Genomic DNA, 24958 nt, shown 5'->3' on the forward strand with positions numbered 1-24958 from the left:
ACAAACAAATTACTTTGGATGCATTAGAAAAGTGGTTTAGAACCAGCTCCTATAAGCAGATTCTGGTGGGTCGGATCCACCATCTTATAAATAGTTACGTGAAGCTTTTGCTTCACTCACAGCACACATCGAGTAGAACACGGTGGAAATATTGATGGCTTCTCAACAAGTGTCGCCTTTTTTCCAAGTGATCAATTAGGAATTGTAGTGTTGGCAAATCAAAATGGCTCTTCAGTACCAAGCTTAGTGAGAAACACGATAGCAGATCGACTATTGGGTGGAAAGACCACAGATTGGACCAAACGATTTGTAGAAGATCAAGAAAAAGCAAAAAAAATGGAAGCAGAGCTGAAACTTGAAGACAGCGAAACAACACAAGTCAAAAACACAAAACCTTCTCACGTCATGCAAGATATTACCGGAAAATATGAAAATGCGGGTTACGGCAGTTTTAATATTACCGTTGAAAACGACTCTCTATTTGCAAACCTTAAACGTAAAAAACTGTATTTAAAACATTATCATTATGATGTGTTTGAACCCTTTGAAGTGACCAAAACTGGCATCGATACTACCGATTCAGGGACCATGCGATTCAACTTTGCAACTGGCGATGGTGGTGAGATTATAAATGTAACTATGAAAGCAGAAGCAGCCCTCGAACCTATCGCCTTTAAACGTACGCCAAACACCATTGAAGTAAGTAGTGCAGATTTGGAAATGTATGTAGGTGATTACAATATGATGGGCACCACCTTAAAAATCTATATTAAAAACCAGACGGTACTTTATCTCTTTGTACCTGGCCAACCAGAATATGAACTGATACCTACCGAAAAACATAAGTTTTCACTTAAAGTAGCCGATGGGTATAAAATTGAGTTTTTGGAGACTGACAACGTCATTACAGATATGAACCTTATTCAACCGAACGGAACCTTTAAGGCGAAGAAGAAATAAAAGGATTACACATTGTGAAAATCAAAATGAACAATTTTATTCTATACAATGTCGGTAAAAAACAACGAAAGCAGCAAAATTGTCAAGAAATAAAAATCCTATGAAAAAAATAATAACTTTCAGCTTCATCCTTATCACTCTATTCATTTCATCCTGTTCTTCTACAAAAGATCTAACAGTTTCTGAACGTGACGGGAGCTCTTATGAAAAAGCAGTAATCGTTAAAAGTGTTGCTGAAGAATACGAATATGCAAAAAAAGCTTGTCAAGGATGTCAACTATTAGGGCAGTCTTTATCTCAATATAAAAACAAACCTTATGATATATTAAGATTTAAAAACTCAGATGGAGACGAGGTGATTTACTATTTCGATATCTCCAAATTCTATGGAAAAGGATTTTAGATCTATAGGAAAATGTATCTTTTTACTTGTGCCTTTCAGCCTTTTTAGATGCTATAATCAAATCGAACAGACAGAAAACACTCCATACATTAATGGTTTTTTCCACCACAACTTAGAATGCTGACAATTACCTTAACTTCATAAAAATAAAGACGAACACTTTCTTATTTTAAAAAACCATTAGGAACAAGTATTTGATTAGTCTACTACGATTTATTGAAATACTCATTTAACTTCTCCATTGGGCTCGTGGCTCTATTGATAAACCCGTGCGTCAAACTGCTTAGAATCAACACGAGGGCCGCACCGCCAGCCACATAAGAAATGATGACTTCATAATTATAATTGGCAACCGCAATGGCAATGAGTGCCCATGCACCAACCAACGCGAATTCGCGCATGTTGCGCGTCCAAGTAACAATTAAATTAATGATTAAGGCTATAATGATCATAAATATTGTCCATGCCTCATCAGACATGCCAAAACCGCTCCACTCTATTTTTTTTAAATAGGAAGATACATTGGCAATACTTGCTACCGTTACCCAACCGCTATAAAATACAAAAGGCCACCATAAAAACACGATTACTGAAATTGGGGCATCCCACAATTCCATCGCATTGTTCATCACAATTTTCAGTAAAGAGAACAATAACAAAAAGATGAAGACACAGGACAAACCAGTATAGCCATAAAGCCAGAAAAACACCCAAGAAGCAACAAGTATATAAATCCCCAAATGGCAAAAGCGTATCCCGCCGGTGTAAAAAGTGAGTTTAAATTACGTGAAACCTCACCAATGGTTGTATTATTGATAGTACCCGTATTGGAAAGATAATTGATGATAATGGTGATAACGAACACAATACCATTGCTAATTTGTAATATTCTTTTCATAGGAATGCTCTGAGATGTTGCGAATGGTTAAATTGATATCAATTCTTGAGGAAAGATTCAATTTACAAAACAACACGCATTTTATTAACACAATTAAGAATGGTGTTGACTCAAATAAACTCGCGATACTGAAGCACTCTGAAGTCGAAGGTATTAAAATCAGGGTTTTTCGCTTTTAAATGTTGGTATAACGGCATCCTGCTGATAGAAATATTCGCCGCCCCTGATCCTGAAGTAAGGGAGACTGTTTTGATCGTACGGAGTTGTGTTGGATTTTTTGGAGATGAGATACCTGGCTCTTCAACTGTAGTCAGTTTGGCCGGAAGTTCAAATTCGTGGATGCGCGGTACCACATCAGACACCACTTTCAATTTCAATCCGTAAGTTTTCAAATGTCTTCTGAAAAAATATTCAGGGCCGTTTTTGCTATTGCCACCTGTAAACAACAAGGTGTCGATATTGGGATAATCTTGTAGATACCCAATTAAATTTCGCAAATGAATGTTTGTCAAGCCCAAATCTGAGGCGTCCATCTTTTCACGTTCAGCACTCTCAACAATATCGCAGATTCCAATTTTATGTGCAATCAGAAAATCTTTACGCTGTACCACAGCCTCTTCCGAATTATCATATCTTAAATTAAGATCATAAATTTTATCTATAAACAGCCAAAGTGAATTGAAATAACTGCCATAACAAAAATCGACATCCTTTTCAAGCAGTTCACCAACTGAAAAACGCGGTGGTGGCAAAGTTCCAACAATCAGTTTTGTGGTATCTTCTTTTATAAAAGGTGGGTATGGATGCTGATGAAAAAACATTTACAGGCCACTATTCAATTTTTCAACTTCTAGTATGGTGTCCCTGTAAATACTTTGGTTCATTTTTGTCATGTTTTGCATTTCTTCTTGGAGGTCCTTCAGCAGCGCTTTGGCATCATTCAACTTATTGCTTTTTAATAACAATTTTGAAAACGCTACACGCTCATTGTAGTTGGAATAAGGCCTATCAATGAGTTTTAGGAGTTTTTCTGCTTCCTCTGTCCTCCCCTTTTCGGCTAATGCCATTCCGTACAGAAATGGAACTTCCGATTTTTCAAACTCTCTATGATTTTCCAATCCTTCACTAAGAGAAATGACCTGGTCATAATCTTTGATATGGTAATAGGATTTGACCAAATGCTCTATAACAAAGAAGTCGTTTTGGGTCTTGTCGGCCAAGGCCACATTATAATGCTCAATAGCCTTATTATAATCGTTTGATTCGAAGTAGGCATCAGCAAGATTGACCCTATTGAGATAGGTGTCAGCAAAGTCGAGTTTTTCTTCCAAAGCCTTTATTTTATTGGAAGGATTGATTCTTTTCTTTATATTGTCCTGTATTTTATCGGGATTGCCTTTTGTGGAAACCTGGGTAACCAAATACGCCAGACAACCTACCAAAGGCAAGAAAATAATTGCCAAGATCCAATAGAATGATTTTCTATTTTTGAAGAGATGATAAATACAAAAGGCTTGAAAAGCAATAATAAAATAAAAATACATCTGTTAAATTATGTTTAAAGTCTGAAGGTATCGGTTTGTAGATATAAAAATTGAGTACCTTCAGGATTACTTCATTTTAACTACAATAAATTCTTACAACAATGGGAAAAGGCGATAAAAAAACGAGACGAGGAAAAATTCAACGTGGCTCTTACGGCGTGAAACGTCTTAGGATAAAGAAAAGACCAACCACACTTGAAAAAATCAATTTAGAGAAAAAATCTAAACCTTAAGTAGGGGTTGAATTTTATTCTATCACACGTTGGTCATCTTGTAAAAACCAATTTATTTTCTACAGATAATTTTTCATGAAATCTGTAGTTTTCCCTGTCAAAGCCCTTGACATCATCAAGAGTCTCTGCATTATTATCTATAATATAGCGGGTCATTAGGCCGCGTGCTAATTTAGCATAAATCCCAATAGTTTTATATTCTCCATTTTTCAATTCTTTGAAATCTACATCCACGACTGGAACTTTTAAGGTTTTCTTGTCTATGGCTTTAAAATATTCAACACTTGCTAAGTTAAGGAATATCTCATCATCTTTCAACTCGGCATTTAAAGCTTTTGTAATGTTTTCTTTCCAAAATTCGTATAAATTCTTATTTTTTCCGATGCTTAATTTGGTGCCCATTTCCAAACGGTAAGGCTGTATCAAATCCAATGGTTTCAAAATGCCATACAAACCAGAAAGGATGCGGACGGTATCCTGGACCTTATCTATTTTATTTTTAGGAATGGTGTAGGCTTCCAAACCTCTGTAAACATCACCGCTAAAGGCATAAATAGCAGGTCTTGCGTTAGCTGCTGTAAATGGAGTTTGCCAGTCTTGATTACGCTCAAAATTAAGCTGGCTCAGGTCTTTAGAAATTCCCATGAGCTCTGCTAAAGCCTTGACTGATTTTTTTTTGAGGACTTTATTAAGACGCTCTGATTGCTTTAAAAATTCAGGATGCGTGGCTTTATCTGTAGGTAATTCTGTTTCAAAGTCTAGGCTTTTTGCGGGCGATAATACAAGTTTCATAGTTGCTCCAACCAAATGGATGTTGTTTTTAGAATTAATAAGCTCTTAATCTGCAAAGTTACGAATCAAATCGCAATTAATTAAGCGATAGAGATCGACAACAATAATTCCTTCACAAAAACAGTATTTAAAAACTTATTAAGCAAATGACACCTATAAACTTTTTATATTTTTAATGTGGAGTCCAATAAAACAATCATCCTTACAGCCGTTAATGACATAACCACAAGTAGAAATCAATCCGTTATTTCCAGTTTCGAAGTAGGTCTTGGCATTTTTTCTTTTTATCAACCAATCATTTTTAGCTTTAGCATAGATTTCATCCATAGTTAAAGGCTCTGCAGCTTGATTTTGGTGACTTCCAACTTCTTGTCCACTCTCAATCCACTCTATCTCCTCCTCAGGAATTTCGCCTAAATCATCAGGAGCAACATACTTAAAATGTCTCTCAACAACTTCTCCATTAGATATCGTTATCTTGATTTCCCATGAAAAACCTATCCAAGAACTACCAAGAACCGTGTATTGATAAGAGTCTGCAGAAAGATCCTTAAAATGCAGCCAAGCTCTATAGCTTTTTTCGAAGTCATACTGATAATTAAAATCATCATCAGATGAGCAAGAAATCACTAAACTTCCAATCAGCAAGAATACAGTGAGGTAAATTTTACTTTTCATAACTTTTGATACCATAATCTATTCGTTAGATGTAAACTTACTGAATTGGTTGCGTCAAATATCTGTAAGATCCCAATCTACAAAGATACAAAATAAAATAGCAACTACCTGATTCACTGCGCAAAAGGAGTGTTGAACCATTGGTATTATGAAATTACGATCTCGGAAGAGTTTTGTAATTGAAAGGATCTGATTGATTTCCCCATCTGGATCGTTTTGGGAGAAAACGAATGGTGAAAACCCGAGCTTTTCAAATTCATTGGAATGTCATTCGCTGATAAGATAAATCAGTAAAGAATTTGATTATTCTATGTCCATATCCTTATGCTTCGCGTAATGCTGCCATTTGGCAATGCAGTCTTGCATGTCCTGTGGGATATCTGAGTCGAAACTCATAAACTTACCTGTGGTAGGATGTTCAAAGCCCAAAGTTTTGGCGTGAAGTGCCTGGCGCGGTAATATTTTAAAGCAATTGTCAACAAACTGTTTGTACTTTGAAAAGGTCGTCCCTTTTAAGATTTTATCGCCACCATAACGCGCATCATTAAAAAGTGTATGCCCAATATGTTTCATGTGCACACGGATTTGGTGCGTACGGCCAGTTTCCAACTTACAGGACACTAATGTGACGTAGCCCAAACGTTCAATCACCTTATAATGAGTAACAGCAGGTTTGCCCTTGCCTTCATCATCATTTAAATAAACGGTGTTTTGCAACCTGTTTTTAGGATGCCTGCCAATATTGCCTTCAATAGTCCCCTCATCTTGCTCCACATTGCCCCATACCAGAGCAATATATTCGCGCTCACTGGTTTTATTGAAGAATTGTTTTGACAAATTGGCCATGGCCGCTTCGGTCTTGGCAATGACCAACAGTCCACTGGTATCCTTGTCAATACGATGCACCAAACCAGGCCTGTTACTGGAATTGTTGGGCAGATTATCAAAATGAAAAGTCAGGGCGTTGATCAACGTACCCGAATAATTCCCATGGCCAGGATGCACGACCATACCTGCTTCCTTATTGATCACAAGGAGATCATCATCTTCAAATACAATATTCAGTGGGATGTCCTCTGGAGTGAGCAAATATTCATAAGGTGGATGCTCAAAAAGCACACGTATCTTATCAAAAGGCTTGACCTTATAATTGGATTTTACAGGAACGTCATTAACATAAATACTACCGTTTTTTGCAGCTGCCTGAATTTTATTACGGGTGGCGTTCTCGATGAAATTCATCAGGTATTTATCAATACGAAGTGGGGTCTGCCCCTTTTCTGCCGTAAAAGCGTAATGCTCATAAAGCTCATCATCATTTTGATCGTCTAAATCTGGGGTGTTTTCTATCATTCTTCGTCTATACCTCTATTACCATTCCCCAAAACAACATCTATCTTTGAGGTCATCGGCAGTAAATCACCCGCATTGACCGGTTTGCCTTCAAAGGAGATGGATTGTACTTCATCTTTACCAATATCGTCAATGTACGATATTTTGCCCACTTCAAAACCAATGGCCTCTAATGTTGGTTTGGCCTGACGGAAAGTACGTCCAACCACAATAGGCACTTCCACTTTACGGTAGCCTGACGGATTTAGAATCAAATAAATTTTTCGGTCTTCTTTGACCTGACTGCCAGCTTTTGGATACTGTTCAATTACTGAATATTTAGGATAATTAGGATTGTAGTTGGCAGAGTCTTGAATTTCCATTGTCAACTGATTATCTTTCAATAAAATGCCTGCAGTTTCAATAGATTTTCCCGCCAAATCCGGAACCGTCACAAAACTGCCATGGTTGGTACGGTAATCTAACCACTTCAACATTAAAAAAGACAGAACTATTATTGCAACAATGGCAAGAATAATCTGTTTTAAAAACGCTTTACTCGTTAAAAATTTTATTAGACTCATGAAAATTGTTATAAGTGGCAAAGATATATAAAACCAACCGTTTTTTCTTTTCCTTTTATTGTGATATTTTTGTTTTGGAATATCATCCATTAATTCACGAATGTATAACTTTTATAACTTCTAAATATTGCTGTTTCACTACATAATTTAAAATAGTTGTCTTTAAAGTTTTGTGAACCACAAGAAAAGAATATATGCATTCGTGGCAGAAAGAGTAACTTAAAATAAGAATCCCTAATAATAATCCCTCCCGATGGCTTTCACCATCGCGGGAAATAAATATGAAAAAGAACGTTGCCATCATCATGGGAGGATTTTCGAGCGAATTCGAGATTTCCCTTAAAAGCGGACAGGTAGTCTATGAAACCCTTGATCCAAACAAATACAATCCATTTCGGATTCATATCTTTAAAGAAAAATGGGTCTATGTAGATACCAATGACAACGAATATCCCGTTGACAGGAATGATTTTTCGATTTCAGTTGATGGACATAAGATCAATTTTGACTGTGTATTCAACGCCATACACGGCACTCCAGGAGAAGATGGATTTATGCAAGGGTATTTGGCATTACTGGACATCCCACAGACCAGTTGCAATATGTACCAAGCGGCACTTACTTTTAACAAGAGGGATTGTTTGAGTACTCTAAAACCTTATGGCATTAGAACAGCAGAATCTTATTATGTGAATTTAGGTGATAGCATTGATGAAGATGCCATTATTGCCAAGGTAGGTTTGCCTTGTTTTGTGAAAGCCAATAAAGCTGGAAGCAGTTTTGGGATAAGTAAAGTCTATAAAAAAGAGGAGTTTAACAAAGCCTTGGAAGTTGCATTTAAAGAAGATGATGAAGTAATCATCGAGTCTTTTTTGGATGGCACAGAAGTATCTGTTGGGGTCATTACATATAAAGGTGAAGTTACCGTACTTCCCATTACCGAAATTGTGAGCAATAATGACTTTTTTGACTATCAGGCCAAGTATTTGGGACAGTCGCAAGAAATTACGCCTGCAAGATTGACAGATATACAAGAGGAAAAAGTAAGGACTGTTGCCAAGAAAGTGTATGAGGTCTTAAAAATGAAAGGCTTTAGTCGCAGCGAATTTATCTTTAAGGATGGTGAACCACATTTATTGGAGGTCAACACTGTTCCGGGAATGACCAAGGCAAGCATTTTGCCCCAACAAGCTGCTGCAGCCGGTATTGGTTTAGCGGATTTGTTTGAAAATGCGATTGAAGAATGTTTGAAGAATGTTTGAAGAAGTAATGTTCACATAGATGGAATGGCAACTCTGTTAAATCTTTCTAAAAAAGAATTGTATATTTAGGTCTAATTAAAAATGAGATTCCCTCGTTCGAGGGAACGATAAAGGTTTATCGATGAAACGCGCACTATTCCCAGGGTCTTTTGATCCGCTTACTTTAGGTCATTTTGACATCATCAATCGCGGATTAAAAGTCTTTGATGAAGTGGTGATTGCCATTGGTATTAACGCTGACAAAAAGTACATGTTCTCTTTAGAAGATCGCTTAAAATTCATTAAAGAGGCTTTTAAAGATCAACCCAAGGTGAAGGTGATGACCTATAAAGGTTTGACCATCGATTTTTGCAAAGAGATAGATGCACAGTTCATTTTGAGAGGCTTACGCAATCCTGCCGATTTCGAATTTGAAAAGGCCATTGCACATACCAACCGAAAGCTCTCAAAAATTGAAACCGTCTTTTTACTGACTGCTGCGAGTACATCCTATATTTCCTCTTCAATTGTCAGGGATGTCATCAGAAATAATGGAGATTATACGGTATTGGTGCCGGATAGTGTTCGGGTTTTATAAAATTACAAACCCCATCAAAAATAAGTTTTTTTCTATTTAAAGATTTTTGAAAGGCTCAACAGACGAAATTGAAATTGAAGTTGCCCGCCGGATGGGCAGGACATTGTTCTTAACTTAAAAAGTGGAATTCTGAATCATCTCCCGTAGATTCCATTCTACCCCTACCATCCATCAAATTAAATTATTTCTCTTAGCTTTTTGAACCGCTTCAATTTTGTTGTGCACTTGCAGTTTTTTGTAAATATTTTCTATGTGTTTGCGTACCGTTCCAGTGGAAAGGATTAGGTTTTCGGCGATTTTATTATAGTTCAATCCCTTGCTTAATTGTTCCAGGACTTCAGTTTCTCGCGACGTTAGCTGGATATCTTCTTGATCTTTTCTATTTTCTATATTGATAGGGTTTCTGAGCAATTTCAAAGTTTTTAAAGCTATGGATGGATTCATCGCCGCACCGCCGTTTAAGGTTTCCAAAATACCACTGTGTAGGTCTTTAGCATTGATTTCTTTCAACAAATAGCCGTCTGCTCCCGCTTTAATGGCGTTAAAAATATTTTCGTCATTGTCAAAAACGGTCAGCATGATTATTTTAATGTGAGGGTATTTGTTTTTGACCAACTCTGTGGTTTCGATTCCGTTTAATACCGGCATCTCAATGTCCATCAAAATCAGATCGAGGTTGGAATTATCTTCCAACTTAGTCAACAATTCGGACCCATTTAATGCTGAAAACTTAAAATTCAAATCCTCAAAAAAAGAGAGTTTCTCCTTAACTGCAGAAATTAAAAATGAATTATCATCTGCTATAGCTATTTTGATGTTCATATATAGTTATTTTGATTGGCCAAAGTCTAAATTTCGATAATTATTAACGGTTTTACTATACGTCAAACGTCGTATTTGTGATCTGCAATGGCAACACTATATTGACTTTGGTTCCTTTGTTATTAATTGATTCAATCGAGATTTCTGCTCCAATATCATTTGCTCTTTTATTCATATTGTTTATGCCGTTACCCATCCGTACAGTTTCCGAGTCAAATCCTTTGCCATCATCTGATATTGAAATTTTTAATAGTTGACTGTCCGACTGAATTTTAATGGCAATGTGTTGTGCGTTGGCATATTTAAGGGCATTGTTCATGGCCTCCTGAATAATGCGATAGATATTCATCCCGTCAACGGAAGAAAATATGATTCCAGTATTCAGTCCATCATCCGATTCAAAACTAAAGCTCACATTCTCTGAGGTAGTATTCGCTTTATCAACAAAATTGGAAATACGGATCCGCAAATCCTCCAATGAGACTTCATTTTTATTCATGGCCCAAATAGTATCCCGCAACTCATAGATGGTGGTGGTCGTGAATTCGCTGATAAACCTCAGTTTGGCACTCAACTTATCAGGTAATTGAAAGCCATATTTAAGATTGTCCAAAGACGAAATAATAAAGGTCAATTGTGCGCCAATATTGTCATGCAAATCCCTGCTGATTCGTAAGCGTTGTTCTTGCAATCTGTTTTGGGTTTCAATTTTAATCAAGGCATCCTTGAGTTGATTTTCCTTCTGAAGTTGATGATTTTTAAGCTTCTGTTGATTGTAAAGCAACAGCCCTATTAGGGTCAATACTACTGCTAAGCCAAGAAGCCCAACAATATAGCTGTTCTTTTTACTCAAATCGAGTTCCTTTTCAGCTAAATCAGCACGTTGGGAAAGAATCTCCTTTTCCTTTTTCTCGGTTTGATATTCAATTTCCAATTTTGCTACTTTACTATTGGTTTCAATATTGAGAAGGCTATCTTTTAAATTGGCATAATTTTTAAAATAGTAAAGGGCAGTTTTTGTATCATTTTTGGCTTCGTAATATTGGGAGTACATATTTAAAGCAGTTTCAATATCCACCGCGGCTTTGGATATATTGGCATAATGATAAGCACTGTCAATATAGATTTTCGCATCATCAACACGATCATTTTCCAATAAAATTTGAGCCATATTATTATAGCTCGCACCAACACCTGCCAGATTTCCAATTGTCTTTTCTATACTCGCAGATTGATTAAAATATGCCATTGCCGAATCAATCTCCTGCATATAGTAGAAAACGGCCCCAACATTGTTGACAGACTCGGCTATTCCCTTTTGGCTTTTGAGGGAAATTTCAATCGCTAATGAATTTTTAAAGTAGTTAAGGGCTTTATCCAATTTGCCATCATTAGCATACAGAATGGCAATGTTGTTATAAGCATCTGACATTCCTTTTTGGTCGTTTTTCTTTTCAAATATAGTTATGGCTTTCAAATGATTTTCGATTGCTTTAGAATTCATTCCCAAATAACTATATACCATTCCAATATTATTGGTTACAGTGGCCTGCTCAATCACGGCATTTTCTTTTTCATATATATCTAAGGCCTTTAAGTACGCAATAAGGGCTTCTTCATAATTGCCCAAACTACGGTTGCTTGCGCCAATATTATTATAGGCCGAGGCCAAAGCAAGCTCGTCTCTTGCATCTGCCAACCCCTCTTCCGATAAGGCTTTCGCCTTTTGAAATTGGCCTAAATCCCGGTAAACGATTCCTAAATTATTTTTTGAGAGGGCTACTATTGATTTCTGCTTGTTTTTTTGAGCGACATCAAGAGCAATTTGCAAAATGAGCAGCGCTTTTTGAGGATCTTGTTTGTATAATGCCATAGCCGAATCGTTTAGCTTTTCGGCATTTTCCTGAGAAAAACCTTGAGTGATAAAACCAAACAACAAGAAGCAAACAAATATTTTCAAGGCCTTTATACGTATTGTCATTGTTAAAGTACTGATTTTGATTTTATTTTCGTTTTGAATACCATTAAGTTCTAAATGACAAAACTCACCTTAGTCCCCCTATTTATATAGGATTCAACTTCAAACTTACCACCAATTTCATGAATCCTTTTTTGCATATTCAACAGACCGTTTCCCTTTTCCACATTAGTGCTGTCAAACCCTTGGCCATCGTCTGAGATTGTAAATTTCAAATGCTCTAAGAAATTTTCTACCTTAACTTTAATCGTTTTTGAGTTGGAGTGTTTAATACTGTTGTGAATGGCTTCCTGAATGACTCGATGGATATTAACCCCTTCCATCGAATTGAATTTCCTTTTAATATCTACATCTTTGTCAACCTGAAATGTAAAATTGATTTTTCCTTCAAAGACATGTGCTTTATCAATATAATTTGAAAGTCGAGATTGCAAGTCTTCAAAAGTAATTTCAGTTTTATTCATTGCCCAAATGGTATCGCGCAATTCATAAATGGTTTCAGTAGTGAAATCGCTGATACTCGTTAGTTTGTCGTTAAGTTTTTGGTCCGTAATTTTAAAACCATATTTCAAATTATCGATTGATGATATAATAAAAGCTAATTGTGCACCAATATTGTCATGTAGATCCCTACTGATTCTGAGACGTTGCTCTTGGAGTCGGTTTTGAGTCTCAATTTTCAATAAAGCGTCTTTCAACTCACTTTCCTTCTCCAATTGTTGATTCCTCAATTTCTGCTGATTGTAAAACAAATAACCAATAAAGATCAAGATCACAGCGAAACCTATAATACCAAAAAGTTGGGCGTTTCGTTTTTGGATAATCAAATCACGTTCTGCCAAATCTGCACGGTGAATTAGAATTTGCCGCTCTTTATCAGCCGTTTTGTAACGCTCGCCCATTTCAGCAATCTGACGAGTCTTAGTTTCATTTAGGAGGGAGTCTTCTATCGATTTATATTCTATATAATTATTCAATGCGCTTTTATAATCGCCTTTTTTCACATCTAACTCATGAAACCTATAATACGCCTCCAATTGGTATTTTCGTGTTCCGTATTTTAAAGTGTTCTGCATGGCGCTATCTAAAATCTTTTTCGCCTCAATGAAGCGTTTGGTCTCTAAATAGATTTTACCCAAATTGACCAAAGTCACCCCTTTTCTTGATTCAAATCCGGGTACTGCGAGAGATTTCAAAGTATATTCTTCCGCTCTTTTATAGTCTTTTAGCTTGGAGTAGGTGTTGCCAATATTAGAATAAGTCGTCCTTGAAAATGCAAGGTCATTAATACTCTCGCTTAATCTTGCTGCTTTTTTATTATAATACAAAGCACTGTCAAACAGTCGCTTATTAAAATTATCTTTTTCCGCCAATTCATCATAAGCTATTCCAATACGCCCATAACAGTGTGCTTCTCCTTTTTCGTTTCCAATCCGTTTGGCAATTTTTAAAGCTTGTCTATTCCAGTTTATCGATTCCTCAAATTCGTACATGCGATCATAGATGTACCCAATGAAGGACATGTCTCTTAAAATATTTTCCTCAATGTCGTTTATTTTGTTAAACTCCAAGGATTTGAAACCATAATCCAATGCTTCTGGAAACTCCGAAAACAAATTATGAATTTGAGATTGCTCGAAATAAACGTCTTTTAAAGACCGATCTTCAGAGTCTTCTAAAATCGCCGTCGCCTCTTGGAAGTAATCCAAAGCTCTTAGAGATGATGATGGTGAAATAATCTTTCCTTTTAAAAACAGGGCTCTTCCTTTAGATTGAGCATGGTTAATGGCTGTTGCATTTTGGAGGAGTAATTCAGTATATATCGTTGCTACAGAATCATTTTTAGAAAGATAAAGAGAAGCCAAATTATAATAGAGTTCAAGTTTTTCTTTATCATTCGCAGATTTTAGACGGTTTTGAAATTTTATTATTTGAAGGGAATCTGCTTTGGTTAAAGCTATTGTAGAATTTTGACCATTATTTTGGCCATGGGAGGATACGGTACAAAAGAATATCAGAATCAAAAGTACCTGTCTCATGTTAAGCATTTGAAATAAAAAAAGCATCAGTAACAAACCACATTTTTCAACGATGGAAATAACTGACGCCTTTTTAAGAAAACTGATTAATAGCATGACCAATATAACTCTAAATGTTAGTGTAGTTGGATTTTTTCGACAAAAAGCAATTAAAAAAGATTAAGCGTAATTGGTTAATAATCACGCTTAATCCTCAAATTAAATCCCCAATTTAATTATTAAGATCGTAGGCGTAGATCGTCTTATCATTTGCCTTATAATAAAGTACTCCAGCAACATCATCTACTTGATATTCGGGCTTTTTATCCTTTAAAACAATCTCCTTATCAACCTTTCCAGTATCTTTATTTACTTTTACCAGACCAACGCCATCATCCAATTTTGTAAGGATGAATTGCGCATTTTCGGTAGCTGCAGTTGCTTTAAAACGTTTGGACATCATTGTAAATGATGCATCGCCAATGGATGCAAACATGTCTGCAGCGCGTTGGTTTTCTTTACCGTAATCATTATAGTTTCTTAAATCGTTGCTGCTTCCAAATCCTGTTTTATTCATCCCAGCCTGTGCCGCATGTGCCATGGACAACCCAGTTGCCGCTACAGCTACCACCCCGCCTAGTGCTTTCATGAATCCACTTTGACCTGGCGATTTAAAATACCCATGATATTTTTGATCGCCATTATCTTCCAACAGCATCATGTTTTGAGATGAAGCCATAAATATATTCCCATTGCGCATTTCCATTGCATTTGCTGCTTCTTTTTCATCAAACTTCACTTTGGCCAGTTCAGAAACATCACCTGAATCAGCATCAATGGCATACACTGTATCATCAGCAGCAATAAGGTATCTGTTTTTGGCGCTATCATAAGTTGAAGCCACCGCAACCGAATTTTTATATTTTAAAGGTTTATTCCATACTTGGTCACCTGTTTTCAAATCAACAATATTGGCATCTTCACTGGTGATATAAATCAACCCTTGAGGCGATTCGGCCATGACCAAAATATTTTCACCTGTTTTTAAAGGTTTTTTAAACAATGTGTTTCCGTCAAAGGAGATCTTGTTGATTCCTCCCTGTTGGATGCCAAATAAGATCCCATCATCCTGAACATAAAAATGCTGGACATAACCTTTGGTTTTTGGCGCTTTGTCCCACAAATCCTCTCCTGATGCTGCACTTAAAAAAGCTATTTCAGATTCATTTTTTGCCGCAAATACACTCGAACTTCCACCATCACTCTTGTCGCTGACCACCGCCAATCCCTGAGGAAGAATCTGGAAATTGGAGATATTGCCTTGTACTTTACGATCATCTTTCCAGAGTTCAGCGCCATTATCGCCTATTTTATGGATGCGGGTGTTTTTACCATTGGAAGTTGTTTCAAATCCGTAGATTTCCTTTTCAGTAGCATCAGCAACCATCCAATTAATCCCTTTTATTTTATTTGTCCATATATCTTCGCCAGTATGGGATTTTGCAATTAAGCCCTGCGCAGTAGGAAGAATTAACATGTTTTTTAAAAGTAATGGTGTTCCGGTAATACTTAAATCTTTAGCAATACCAACCCGACCTGGCTTATCCAAGAAAAAGCTATAGTCTATTTTTGACGTTGCCAAATCATAAACTGCGACTTTTGGTGTAGATTTTTCAAACTTATCTCCTTCCTTTTGAATGCCACTTATAATCAATTTATTCTGTGGCAACACCACATTAATAGTGAATACTTGGTTCCAATTATCAGTATCTGAATTGAAAATTACTTTCCCGGTCATATAATCGATGACGGCTCGTTTAGTTTTGGCGATACCGGCAAATTTAGAACCCACTCCTTGTGAAACGATGATATATGGGGAGTTGGGAACAAAGTCAGTTTCTTCCGGTTTAAGTTTACCAAAATTGTTGAACTTAAAAACTGGTTGACTTTCAGTTGGTCTAATCCCGACCAAACCTTCATTTGTGGCCACAACTAAAACTCCTCCAACGGTAAGTGACATCTCATTTATACTTGATCCAAGATCATAATTTTGATTTGGAGTTTCAGCTTTTTGGGCAATTACGGAAGTCGTTCCGATAAATAGTGCAAGTAGTGTTAATGCTTTAAATTTTAATACTTTCATGATTATTGTTTTTTAAGATTAAATGAACCGTCTGTGATATTTTTCATACTGTTATTGGTAGTGCTTTTTGCTTTAAATTTGAAAGTACCAATGACATGGGTACTTGTTTCTTCTGAAATTTTAATTTCACCAACAACGCCAGAGTCCTGGTATGGTGCAGACCAAGTTGGAGAATTGGTTGGATCGGAAATTTTGGGTTCAATATAAGAGGCAATAATAAACACATTGGAATCTTTCAATTCGTAAGTTCCCACGCCTTCATAACCAAAAATCGTTATGTTAATTCCTTGAGATGCCGTATTTCCTTGGAGCACCAAAGTATTCTGTCCGCCCCCAGAAGTCTTCGATGCAAACGAGGTGATCTCCATAGACGAAAATTGCGCACCTTCCACTTTGGCTTTTATAATGCCTGACGCAGCATCGCTTCCATCGCCTCCATTATCGTCTTTTGAACAGGACATTAAACTTGCGAAGACAACTGTTATTAGCAGTAGTTTTTTTAATTTTTTCATAGTTGAAATGTTAAGGGGTTTATAATATTCCAAAATTGCAATTAAAGAGAAGGGGAATCAATACGACATATGCCGTATATTTTGGGGAAACGAAACGTGCCTGAATGTAGCTTTTGGGTATGGGCGAGCTATGATTAGGAAATTAGGCGATTAGAAATTAGTATATTTGACTATCGAATACTGAATGTTGAATATTGAATACTGAAGTTTAATCGGGCATGAAATCTCGAACTTGAAACTTGAAACTTGGAATTTGGAATTTTCAGGTCTATTCCGAAAACAATAAAATCTGTTTTCTTAATTCATCCTTAGATGTTTTGCCATCATAAAGTTTCTCAACCAGGTACTCGAGAACTTTTGTGTCTTCCCGAACGGCAGAAAGACCAATATCGATAAGCGATTTAAAAAGTATAAGTAAAAGCGTTGCCGTGAGTGTTGCATCAACAAATAGTATAAAGAAAAATAAAGCAATTATGACTGTAAATTGCTGAATCACAATTCGAACATAGGGTTTATACATAATTTCATAAGCGGCAAACTCAAGATGTTTTTGAGGCAGCATAAAATCAAAAATGAATTTCACCAGTTGCGTTCCTATTAATATAGGAAGGACGTAAGCCATACCTTCCAGAGTCAGTATCCCACGATAATTTTCAATGATGTGAAACGGTTCTTTGACAAAAGTTTGACCATCTATTCCGACGATGACAAAAACAAAAAGAGATTGTATCGCTACGAACATGCCGTAATGGAACATAAAGAAAAGAACCAAAAAACCAATAGATTTGCCTGAGCCATCGTATCGCGAAGCTGCCACCATCTTAAACACATTAAAAACGCCGATAATCAGTGTCTCTAAAAAATAACCAAATAAAATGGCATAGGGGGCGATTTTTCCCATCAGAAGGAAGCTTACTAAAAATACAATACTCATCCACGCATACGAATTGTTGCGATTGGGCACAAAAACAGAAAACAGCATAGGCTTGCTTTTTTTACAAATAAAAACTTTTGACGCCTACAAACCTATACGATGAAATACGTATTTCGAAAAATATCCTTTTTTATGCTCGTAGAGGCGCGAAGACGAAAAGTTAAAGCTGTTTGAGATGGTTGTTCTTTTACTTTTATGATGTGAGGTTGTTAACTAATCAAGTACTAAGAATGTACTTCTGTTCGCAGCGACGTGGAGACGCAAAGTTTAAGTGTTCAAAATTTGTTAACTATTCTCGTTATTCCGGTTTTGATTAATGGCCTATTACAGTTAATCAACAATCCCAATTTCAAGCCGGTGAGCTTTAAATAAGTCAGTACCTGTTTTGGATGAACGGGATGATTTCTTCAACAGATTTTATTTCAACAATGACTTTTTGTTCGACGATCAAGTCCGTTCTATAACCAATATCGAGTTTAACATCTTTCCATAAAACAGGAAGTGGTTTTCTCTTTCAACATTCGATCCTTGAGTTCATAACTCATAATATAGGATTTCTTCTTAAACAGATTCTAACAAACCAGGTACCCAATGAACATGAATGTGATAACGAGCATCTATGTTAATACCAGAAATCTCATTCTCAGGCATAGTTTCTTTTTCTCGCAGAGGCGTGAAGGCGCTAAGCCTTTAATATTTCATACTTATGTATTTTTAGCTCCAATAAATATTATTATCCATTCAAGCTCTGTGTCACTGCGACTCCGTGAAAAATTAAATTGACGCCTCTTCAAGAGATGGCACTTGAACCCATTCTAAGATAAACTATTTCAAATACCCCTCAGCAGCCTCCAAGGCCTCTTCAATCCCATCTGGATTCTTTCCTCCGGCTGTTGCAAAAAATGGCTGTCCACCACCACCGCCTTGGATATGTTTACCCAATTCGCGGACAATAGCTCCTGCATTTAAACCTCTACTTTCTACTAGCTCTTTAGAGATATAACAGGATAACAATGCCTTTCCTTCATTTTCGGCTGCAAACAACAAGAATAAATTGTCGTATTGCTGCCCCATTTCAAAAGAAAGATCTTTGATCCCTGAGGCATCCAAATCCACTTTCCTAGCTAAATACAGGATACCGTTAATCTCTGTCAGTTCGTTTTTAAGATCGCCCTTCAAGTTTTTGGCCTTCTCTTTTAATAGATTCTCGATTTGTTTTTTTAATTCAGCATTCTCACTTTGTAAGTTCTGGATTGCCTTTACTGGCTCCTGTGCATTATTTAGCAGTCCTTTGATTTCGTAGAACGCACGGTCATGGTCTTGGTAATAATCTTTTACCGCATCGTTGGTAATGGCCTCAATGCGACGTATGCCTGAAGCTACAGCACCTTCGGATACAATCTTGAAATACCATATGTCTCCAGTATTTTTGACATGGGTTCCACCACATAATTCAAATGACTTCCCAAAGCGAACGGTACGAACGGTATCGCCATATTTTTCACCAAAAAGTGCAATGGCACCTTCCTCAATAGCTAATTCCATGGGGATGTTGCGCTGTTCCTGAAGCTGTAACTTACCATCAATACGTGCATTGACAAAATCTTCCACATCGTTTAATTCTTCCGGAGTCAGTTTTGAAAAATGTGAAAAATCGAAACGAAGGTATTTTGAGTGCACGGCACTTCCCTTTTGCTCCACATGTTCACCCAATACTTCACGTAAAGCTTGATGTAACAAGTGGGTTGCCGTATGATTGGACTCCGTTCTTCTTCGCTGTTTTTGGTCTACTGAGGCTTTAAATGTTCCTTTAAGATCTTTAGGCAGGTTTTTGGTGAAATGAATGGCCACATTGTTTTCTTTCTTAGTATCCAAAATATAAACAATATCGCCGTTACTATCTGTCAAATACCCCTTATCACCTACTTGTCCTCCACCTTCCGCATAAAATGGTGTCAGATTGAATACCAATTGGTACATTTCGCCGTCTTTTTTAGAAACGACTTTTCTGTAGCGGGTGATTTTTACATTGGTTTCAAGAAAATCATAACCGATAAACTCCTGCACGTCATCTTCCAGCAAAATCGTCCAATCTTCTGTGGACATTTCACTGGCAGCACGCGAACGGTCTTTTTGCTTTTTCATTTCAAGATGAAATCCCTCTTCATTCAATTCCAATCCTTTTTCTCTCAGAATTAAAGCCGTTAGGTCTATTGGAAATCCGAAGGTATCATAGAGTTCAAATACTTTTTCTCCCGAGATGATTTTTGAATTTGACTCTTCAACAACTTTATTTAAAAGTACTAAACCTTGATCCAAAGTCCGTAAAAACGATTGTTCCTCTTCTTTGATAACGTTTTCAATCAACTGTTTTTGTGATTTTAACTCTGGAAAAGCATCCCCCATTTTCTTGGTCAATACATCCACCAATCTATAAATAAAAGGGTCTTTCTGATCTAAAAAAGTAAAACTGTAACGAATGGCTCTTCTCAATATTCGACGGATGACATACCCCGCTCCTGTATTGCTTGGCAACTGTCCGTCAGCAATAGAAAATGCCACGGCACGCACGTGATCGGAAATAACCCGTATGGCAATGTCAACATCCTCATTTTCTCCATAAGGTTTTTCGGCAATGGTTTCTATCTCACGGATAATAGGTGTAAACACATCCGTATCATAATTTGACTGTACGCCCTGCAATACCATACAGAGACGTTCAAACCCCATGCCTGTATCAATATGTTTTTGAGGTAATGGCTCCAAAGAACCGTTGGCTTTTCTATTGTATTGCATAAATACAAGATTCCATATCTCAACCACTTGAGGGTGATCCATATTCACTAAGGTCTTGCCATCAACGGCAGATTTTTCTTCCGCTGAACGAATATCCACATGAATTTCACTACATGGCCCACACGGGCCCTGTTCGCCCATTTCCCAAAAATTATCCTTTTTGTTGCCCATCAAAATGCGATCTTCAGAGATAAAAGTCTTCCACAAATCATAGGCCTCCTGATCCATTGGCAGATTATCTTCATCACTGCCTTCAAAGACGGTGACATAAAGGATGTCCTTATCTATTCCATACACGTCAACCAACAATTCCCAAGCCCAAGCAATAGCCTCTTTCTTAAAATAGTCTCCAAAACTCCAGTTGCCCAGCATTTCAAACAACGTATGGTGGTAGGTATCATAACCAACCTCTTCCAGATCATTGTGTTTTCCCGAAACGCGAAGACATTTTTGTGTATCAGCAATCCTCTTGTGTTTTGGCTGTGCATTGCCTAAAAAATATTCCTTAAAAGGGGCCATTCCAGAATTGACAAACATTAAGGTAGGATCATCCTTCAAAACCATTGGTGCAGAAGGCACAATACTATGTTGTTTGTCCTTAAAAAAGTTTAAAAATGTGGAACGTATATCTTGAGATTTCATTTTGATAAATTGATGTCTTATTTTATATTACAATTGTGAATATGACCGATTATTTCACAAATTTATTTTAAAGTTTGCATATCGCTGGTCCAGTTTAATCGAGAATCATTTAGTTTTACTAAATTTACAAATAAAATATTTTGTAGGTTTGTTCGTTTGGTTCATGTATAAAGACTTTTTACTGTCTTTTTAACTGTGCAAAAATAGTATAAATTAGGAAATGAGTAAGGTAAAATATTATTACGATTCAGACACCCTCTCTTATAAGAAAATAGAGCGTAGAAAAAGAAACACTTTTAAGTATGCTTCAATTTTTATTTTAGGCTCAGCGCTGTTCGGTTTCTTATTTGTGTTTTTGGCAAGTCAGTTCATACAGTCCCCAAAAGAGCGCGCTTTGGCAAGAGAGCTCCAGCATATGGAATTGCAGTACCAATTGCTTAACAAAAAAATGGATGAGGCACAAGCAGTATTGGCCAACGTTGAACAACGTGACAACGCCATTTACCGTCTCTATTTTGCCGCCAATCCTATTCCTGAAGAACAGCGTAAAGCGGGTTTTGGAGGAATCAATCGTTATAAGGCTCTGGAGGGTTTTGATAATTCAAAAATTATCATTGATGCCAACAAACGTATGGACATTTTACTTAAACAGATTGTGGTCCAATCAAAATCACTGGACGAAATCGCGATTTTAGCTGAGGATAAAGAAAAATTTTTGGCCTCCATTCCCGCCATTCAGCCAATAAACACTGAAGACCTCACAAGAATGGCATCAGGTTACGGCTACAGAACCGATCCCTTTACAAAAGTTAGAAAGTTTCATTACGGCATGGATTTTACTGCTCCACAAGGGACACCCATTTATGCTGCAGGCGATGGCGTCGTGACCCGTGCAGACAATTCTGCAACAGGTTATGGAAACCATATCCGAATTGATCACGGCTACGGCTACGTCACCCTATACGCCCACTTATATAAATACAATGTACGTCCTAATCAAAAAGTAAAGCGTGGTGATTTAATCGGTTTTGTGGGTAGTACAGGACGTTCTGAAGCTCCACATCTACATTATGAAGTATTCAAGGATGATGAACGTATCAACCCTATCAATTTCTATTACGGCAATTTGTCTGCTGAGGAGTATAGCAAATTATTGGAGCATGCCTCATTAGAAAATCAATCCCTGGATTAATATGCAGATCGATCTTCCAGAAAAAAGATATTATGGTATTGGCGAAGTTGCTAAAGCATTCAAGGTCAACACATCTTTGATCCGGTTTTGGGAAAAAGAATTTGATATCCTGAGGCCAAAAAAGAATGCCAAAGGCAACCGAAAGTTTACGCAGGAAGATATTAAAAACCTTAAATTTATATATCATTTGGTAAAAGTGAGAGGATTTACTTTGGATGGCGCAAAGACTCATTTAAAAGAGCAAAAACAGGAAGCGCTCAGCACCTTTGAAATCATCAATAAATTAAAAGGAATTAAAGCTCAACTCATAAAAATAAAAAATCAACTCTAAAACTGACATCACATGAAAAAATGGCTCGTTCCAGTAATTATTATTGCACTGATTGCAATCGCACTTTACTCTTGGGGAAAAAACTTTAATAACACAGCGGTAGAACTCAAAGAAACTGCCACTAGAAGTTGGGGCGATGTAGAAAGCAGCTATCAACGTCGAAACGATCTTATTGGCAATCTGGTAAAAACAGTACAAGGTGCAGCCGATTTTGAGCGTACCACCTTAACTGAAGTTATTGAAGCCAGAGCAAAAGCGACATCTACAACCATTGACGCCAATAATCTTTCTGAAGAAAATATGGCTCAGTTCCAACAGGCACAAAGTGGACTAAGCGGCGCATTATCAAAACTTTTGGTGTCGGTTGAGCGCTATCCAGAATTAAAAGCGAATCAAAATTTCTTGGAATTGCAGTCACAACTGGAAGGTACTGAAAACAGAATCAATGTAGCGAGAGACCGTTTTAACGCCAACGTAGAACCTTATAATAAACACATCAAAACCTTCCCTAACAGTATCTTGGCTGGTCTTTTTAATTTTGATGATATGAGTTATTATAAAGCAGATGCAGGTTCAGAGAATGCTCCAGATGTAGATTTTGATTTTTAATGAATCTATGTATCAGCTAAACTTCTGAGTGCTTTTGTAAAAGCGCTAATGTCAAAAAATAGAAAAATGTCAAAAATAGAAAATTTCCTAACTGCTGCTGAGGAGCAGCAAGTCATTGAGGCAATTAGAGTAGCAGAAAAGAACACCTCAGGGGAAATACGTGTTCATTTGGAAAAGACCTCCAAAAAAGATCCTTATGAGCGTGCGTTGGAAGTGTTCCATTTACTCAAAATGGATAACACAAAACTTCAAAACGGCGTATTGATCTATGTTGCTGTAGAAGATAGAACCTTTGTGATATTTGGTGATGAAGGCATTAACAATGTTGTTGATGAGGATTTTTGGGAAACCACAAAAAACGTGATGCAAGGTCATTTTAAAAGAGGACATTTCAAACAAGGGTTAGTTGATGGCATTTTAAAAGCTGGAAAACAACTGGAAATTTATTTTCCTTGGGAAGCTGGCGATAAGAATGAAATTCCTGACGATATTTCTATAGGATAATAAATTAAGTAAGCAGTATGCAGTCAGAAGCACTCAAAGGTCCTTATTTATACACAAACATAAAAAGCGTTTTTAAACGCTTTCTTTTTACTGTACTGTTTATCTTAGGTGGTTTACAATTCGGATTTTCTCAGTTTAATATTCCTGATAAACCAACAAAAACTACCGATCAGACCAGTGTTTACCAATACACACCTTTACTTTCAGAAAGCCAAAAAAATAGTTTAGAGCAAAAGCTAATTAAATATTCGGACACCACTTCAACACAAATTGTAATTGCGATTATCAGCTCCACACAAGGAGAAAACATCAATTACTTAGGTGCGCAATGGGGTCAAAAATGGGGTATTGGACAAGAAAAAGAAGACAATGGTATCCTAATTTTGTTAGCTAAAGACGACAGGAAAATAGCCATCAACACGGGTTATGGAACCGAACATTTACTAACGGACGCCATGTCGAAACGTATCATTGAGCGCGACATTATCCCCTATTTTAAGCAAAACGATTATTACGGCGGACTAAACCGAGGAGTTGATGCCATATTTGAGGTGATGACTGGAGAATATCAAGGTACACGTCAAAATAACACGGAAGAAGGATTTCCAGTTGGATTTATTTTCCTCCTTTTCATCATTTTCATCATCATTATGATTTCCATTTCCAAGAACAATAAGGGCGGTGGTGGTCCCGGCAACAACAGAGGCGATGATTTCAGCATCTGGGATGCCATAATTCTAAGCAATCTCGGACGTGGAGGTTTTGGCGGCGGTGGTCGTTCGTCTGGAGGTGGCTTTGGTGGTGGCTTCGGAGGAGGTGGTGGAGGATTTGGCGGAGGTTTCGGTGGCGGCGGCTTCGGTGGTGGCGGTGCTTCTGGAGGATGGTAGAATTTAGTTGGCAATGGTCAGCAGGAAGTAATCAGTGGGTAGTGGGTAGCGGTCTAATGTAAAAACAATTTCAATTTCAATTTTATCATATCATCATACAAACCAATTCATCACAATTGCTTATCGCTATATCTCATTGTGAATGATACTGAAAAGCTTGTAAGTCTCTTATAAATTAATTTTGATGGCAAGAAGTTGAAAGCCATGATCAAGAAAGTAGACCTATAGTGCATCAAAACCTTCTATTGTACGACTCTGTAATCATGATCAGCAATAATATTGAAGATCATTCGGAAAGTAACACAACGATGCAGGTCTATATTCCCA

23 protein-coding genes and 2 pseudogenes are annotated in these 24958 nt (G+C 37.0%); 10 read left to right on the top strand and 15 right to left on the bottom strand.

Annotated features, from left to right (window positions below; translation table 11 throughout):
• Positions 1–210: 210 nt before the first annotated feature.
• Both G6N06_RS16400 and G6N06_RS16405 read left to right on the top strand, forming a co-directional pair.
• Entirely contained in the window at positions 211–960 is a 750-nt protein-coding gene (locus G6N06_RS16400) for a DUF3471 domain-containing protein (protein ID WP_163517869.1), read from the top strand.
• A 100-nt stretch (positions 961–1060) separates the two neighbouring features.
• Entirely contained in the window at positions 1061–1363 is a 303-nt protein-coding gene (locus G6N06_RS16405) for a hypothetical protein (protein ID WP_163517870.1), read from the top strand.
• Between the two features lie 206 nt (positions 1364–1569).
• On the opposite strand, the pseudogene G6N06_RS20220 reads toward G6N06_RS16405, so the two are convergent.
• The 3 genes and pseudogenes from G6N06_RS20220 to G6N06_RS16420 all read right to left on the bottom strand — a co-directional run bounded on the left by G6N06_RS20220 (position 1570) and on the right by G6N06_RS16420 (position 3805).
• Positions 1570–2261, bottom strand: a pseudogene (locus G6N06_RS20220) (TspO-related membrane protein).
• 110 nt (positions 2262–2371) lie between these two features.
• Positions 2372–3082, bottom strand: a complete 711-nt coding sequence (locus G6N06_RS16415) for a uracil-DNA glycosylase family protein (protein WP_163517871.1) — start codon at positions 3080–3082, stop codon at positions 2372–2374.
• Positions 3083–3805: a TRAFs-binding domain-containing protein gene (locus tag G6N06_RS16420; protein WP_163517872.1), complete on the bottom strand. Its 723-nt coding sequence runs from the start codon at positions 3803–3805 to the stop codon at positions 3083–3085. It lies immediately after the preceding gene.
• Positions 3806–3906: 101 nt separating this feature from the next.
• Between G6N06_RS16420 and G6N06_RS16425 the strand changes: the two genes are divergently transcribed.
• The gene (locus tag G6N06_RS16425; protein WP_163517873.1) at positions 3907–4038 is read left to right on the top strand and encodes a 30S ribosomal protein THX; all 132 of its coding nucleotides are present in this window, start codon (positions 3907–3909) and stop codon (positions 4036–4038) included.
• 33 nt (positions 4039–4071) lie between these two features.
• On the opposite strand, the gene yaaA is transcribed toward G6N06_RS16425, so the two are convergent.
• The 4 genes from yaaA to G6N06_RS16445 all read right to left on the bottom strand — a co-directional run bounded on the left by yaaA (position 4072) and on the right by G6N06_RS16445 (position 7424).
• A complete protein-coding gene (gene yaaA / locus G6N06_RS16430; RefSeq protein WP_163517874.1) occupies positions 4072–4830 on the bottom strand; it encodes a peroxide stress protein YaaA in 759 nt (252 codons plus the stop codon).
• A 153-nt stretch (positions 4831–4983) separates the two neighbouring features.
• Complete coding sequence (locus G6N06_RS16435; RefSeq protein WP_163517875.1) at positions 4984–5508, bottom strand: hypothetical protein; 525 nt, start codon at positions 5506–5508, stop codon at positions 4984–4986.
• Positions 5509–5811: 303 nt separating this feature from the next.
• Positions 5812–6861 carry an RluA family pseudouridine synthase gene (locus tag G6N06_RS16440; RefSeq protein ID WP_163517876.1) on the bottom strand — a complete coding sequence of 350 codons (1050 nt, stop codon included), beginning with the start codon at positions 6859–6861 and terminating at the stop codon, positions 5812–5814.
• Positions 6858–7424: a PASTA domain-containing protein gene (locus G6N06_RS16445; RefSeq protein ID WP_163517877.1), complete on the bottom strand. Its 567-nt coding sequence runs from the start codon at positions 7422–7424 to the stop codon at positions 6858–6860. Before G6N06_RS16445 ends, G6N06_RS16440 begins: the two co-directional genes overlap by 4 nt.
• 281 nt (positions 7425–7705) lie before the next feature.
• On the opposite strand from G6N06_RS16445, the gene G6N06_RS16450 reads away from it, so the two are divergent.
• Both G6N06_RS16450 and coaD read left to right on the top strand, forming a co-directional pair.
• Positions 7706–8686 carry a D-alanine--D-alanine ligase gene (locus tag G6N06_RS16450; RefSeq protein WP_163517878.1) on the top strand — a complete coding sequence of 327 codons (981 nt, stop codon included), beginning with the start codon at positions 7706–7708 and terminating at the stop codon, positions 8684–8686.
• A gap of 121 nt (positions 8687–8807) precedes the next feature.
• Positions 8808–9263 carry a pantetheine-phosphate adenylyltransferase gene (gene coaD, locus G6N06_RS16455; protein WP_163517879.1) on the top strand — a complete coding sequence of 152 codons (456 nt, stop codon included), beginning with the start codon at positions 8808–8810 and terminating at the stop codon, positions 9261–9263.
• 171 nt (positions 9264–9434) lie between these two features.
• Here coaD and G6N06_RS16460 read toward each other — a convergent pair whose 3' ends face one another.
• From G6N06_RS16460 to alaS, 8 genes and pseudogenes are all read right to left on the bottom strand, one after another.
• Positions 9435–10085, bottom strand: a complete 651-nt coding sequence (locus G6N06_RS16460; RefSeq protein ID WP_163517880.1) for a response regulator — start codon at positions 10083–10085, stop codon at positions 9435–9437.
• A 55-nt stretch (positions 10086–10140) separates the two neighbouring features.
• Positions 10141–12066 (bottom strand): tetratricopeptide repeat-containing sensor histidine kinase, encoded by a 1926-nt coding sequence (locus tag G6N06_RS16465; protein ID WP_163517881.1) that lies wholly within the window; start codon positions 12064–12066, stop codon positions 10141–10143.
• 50 nt (positions 12067–12116) lie between these two features.
• On the bottom strand, positions 12117–14102 hold the full coding sequence (locus G6N06_RS16470) for an ATP-binding protein (protein WP_163517882.1): 1986 nt from the start codon (positions 14100–14102) through the stop codon (positions 12117–12119).
• A 211-nt stretch (positions 14103–14313) separates the two neighbouring features.
• The gene (locus G6N06_RS16475) at positions 14314–16224 is read right to left on the bottom strand and encodes an outer membrane protein assembly factor BamB family protein (protein ID WP_163517883.1); all 1911 of its coding nucleotides are present in this window, start codon (positions 16222–16224) and stop codon (positions 14314–14316) included.
• Positions 16225–16226: 2 nt separating this feature from the next.
• Positions 16227–16736 (bottom strand): DUF6252 domain-containing protein, encoded by a 510-nt coding sequence (locus G6N06_RS16480; protein WP_163517884.1) that lies wholly within the window; start codon positions 16734–16736, stop codon positions 16227–16229.
• A 268-nt stretch (positions 16737–17004) separates the two neighbouring features.
• Complete coding sequence (locus G6N06_RS16485) at positions 17005–17718, bottom strand: DUF6498-containing protein (protein WP_262890120.1); 714 nt, start codon at positions 17716–17718, stop codon at positions 17005–17007.
• A 227-nt stretch (positions 17719–17945) separates the two neighbouring features.
• Positions 17946–18121 (bottom strand): annotated as a pseudogene (locus G6N06_RS20160) (GxxExxY protein).
• 374 nt (positions 18122–18495) lie between these two features.
• Positions 18496–21108, bottom strand: coding sequence for an alanine--tRNA ligase (gene alaS, locus G6N06_RS16495; RefSeq protein WP_163517886.1), 2613 nt, complete (start codon positions 21106–21108; stop codon positions 18496–18498).
• Between the two features lie 220 nt (positions 21109–21328).
• Between alaS and G6N06_RS16500 the strand changes: the two genes are divergently transcribed.
• From G6N06_RS16500 to G6N06_RS16520, 5 genes are all read left to right on the top strand, one after another.
• Positions 21329–22300: a M23 family metallopeptidase gene (locus G6N06_RS16500; RefSeq protein WP_163517887.1), complete on the top strand. Its 972-nt coding sequence runs from the start codon at positions 21329–21331 to the stop codon at positions 22298–22300.
• 1 nt (position 22301) lies between these two features.
• On the top strand, positions 22302–22631 hold the full coding sequence (locus G6N06_RS16505; RefSeq protein ID WP_163517888.1) for a MerR family transcriptional regulator: 330 nt from the start codon (positions 22302–22304) through the stop codon (positions 22629–22631).
• A gap of 12 nt (positions 22632–22643) precedes the next feature.
• Positions 22644–23240, top strand: coding sequence for a LemA family protein (locus G6N06_RS16510; RefSeq protein WP_163517889.1), 597 nt, complete (start codon positions 22644–22646; stop codon positions 23238–23240).
• A gap of 66 nt (positions 23241–23306) precedes the next feature.
• Complete coding sequence (locus G6N06_RS16515) at positions 23307–23744, top strand: TPM domain-containing protein (RefSeq protein ID WP_163517890.1); 438 nt, start codon at positions 23307–23309, stop codon at positions 23742–23744.
• 17 nt (positions 23745–23761) lie between these two features.
• Entirely contained in the window at positions 23762–24631 is an 870-nt protein-coding gene (locus G6N06_RS16520) for a TPM domain-containing protein (protein WP_163517891.1), read from the top strand.
• The last annotated feature ends 327 nt before the right edge of the window (positions 24632–24958 follow it).

Origin of the sequence: Gelidibacter japonicus (assembly GCF_010725055.1) — a bacterium.
In the GTDB taxonomy this organism is placed as follows: Bacteria; Bacteroidota; Bacteroidia; order Flavobacteriales; family Flavobacteriaceae; genus Gelidibacter; species Gelidibacter japonicus.

What these genes read in the sequence shown, in the direction of transcription:
- G6N06_RS16405 (WP_163517870.1), top strand. Translation starts at nt 1,061, where the DNA reads ATGAAAAAAATAATAACTTTCAGCTTCATCCTTATCACTCTATTCATT.
- G6N06_RS16415 (WP_163517871.1), bottom strand. Translation starts at nt 3,082, where the DNA reads ATGTTTTTTCATCAGCATCCATACCCACCTTTTATAAAAGAAGATACC.
- G6N06_RS16420 (WP_163517872.1), bottom strand. Translation starts at nt 3,805, where the DNA reads ATGTATTTTTATTTTATTATTGCTTTTCAAGCCTTTTGTATTTATCAT.
- G6N06_RS16425 (WP_163517873.1), top strand. Translation starts at nt 3,907, where the DNA reads ATGGGAAAAGGCGATAAAAAAACGAGACGAGGAAAAATTCAACGTGGC.
- yaaA (WP_163517874.1), bottom strand. Translation starts at nt 4,830, where the DNA reads ATGAAACTTGTATTATCGCCCGCAAAAAGCCTAGACTTTGAAACAGAA.
- G6N06_RS16435 (WP_163517875.1), bottom strand. Translation starts at nt 5,508, where the DNA reads ATGAAAAGTAAAATTTACCTCACTGTATTCTTGCTGATTGGAAGTTTA.
- G6N06_RS16440 (WP_163517876.1), bottom strand. Translation starts at nt 6,861, where the DNA reads ATGATAGAAAACACCCCAGATTTAGACGATCAAAATGATGATGAGCTT.
- G6N06_RS16445 (WP_163517877.1), bottom strand. Translation starts at nt 7,424, where the DNA reads ATGAGTCTAATAAAATTTTTAACGAGTAAAGCGTTTTTAAAACAGATT.
- G6N06_RS16450 (WP_163517878.1), top strand. Translation starts at nt 7,706, where the DNA reads ATGAAAAAGAACGTTGCCATCATCATGGGAGGATTTTCGAGCGAATTC.
- coaD (WP_163517879.1), top strand. Translation starts at nt 8,808, where the DNA reads ATGAAACGCGCACTATTCCCAGGGTCTTTTGATCCGCTTACTTTAGGT.
- G6N06_RS16460 (WP_163517880.1), bottom strand. Translation starts at nt 10,085, where the DNA reads ATGAACATCAAAATAGCTATAGCAGATGATAATTCATTTTTAATTTCT.
- G6N06_RS16465 (WP_163517881.1), bottom strand. Translation starts at nt 12,066, where the DNA reads ATGACAATACGTATAAAGGCCTTGAAAATATTTGTTTGCTTCTTGTTG.
- G6N06_RS16470 (WP_163517882.1), bottom strand. Translation starts at nt 14,102, where the DNA reads ATGAGACAGGTACTTTTGATTCTGATATTCTTTTGTACCGTATCCTCC.
- G6N06_RS16475 (WP_163517883.1), bottom strand. Translation starts at nt 16,224, where the DNA reads ATGAAAGTATTAAAATTTAAAGCATTAACACTACTTGCACTATTTATC.
- G6N06_RS16480 (WP_163517884.1), bottom strand. Translation starts at nt 16,736, where the DNA reads ATGAAAAAATTAAAAAAACTACTGCTAATAACAGTTGTCTTCGCAAGT.
- G6N06_RS16485 (WP_262890120.1), bottom strand. Translation starts at nt 17,718, where the DNA reads ATGCTGTTTTCTGTTTTTGTGCCCAATCGCAACAATTCGTATGCGTGG.
- alaS (WP_163517886.1), bottom strand. Translation starts at nt 21,108, where the DNA reads ATGAAATCTCAAGATATACGTTCCACATTTTTAAACTTTTTTAAGGAC.
- G6N06_RS16500 (WP_163517887.1), top strand. Translation starts at nt 21,329, where the DNA reads ATGAGTAAGGTAAAATATTATTACGATTCAGACACCCTCTCTTATAAG.
- G6N06_RS16505 (WP_163517888.1), top strand. Translation starts at nt 22,302, where the DNA reads ATGCAGATCGATCTTCCAGAAAAAAGATATTATGGTATTGGCGAAGTT.
- G6N06_RS16510 (WP_163517889.1), top strand. Translation starts at nt 22,644, where the DNA reads ATGAAAAAATGGCTCGTTCCAGTAATTATTATTGCACTGATTGCAATC.
- G6N06_RS16515 (WP_163517890.1), top strand. Translation starts at nt 23,307, where the DNA reads ATGTCAAAAATAGAAAATTTCCTAACTGCTGCTGAGGAGCAGCAAGTC.
- G6N06_RS16520 (WP_163517891.1), top strand. Translation starts at nt 23,762, where the DNA reads ATGCAGTCAGAAGCACTCAAAGGTCCTTATTTATACACAAACATAAAA.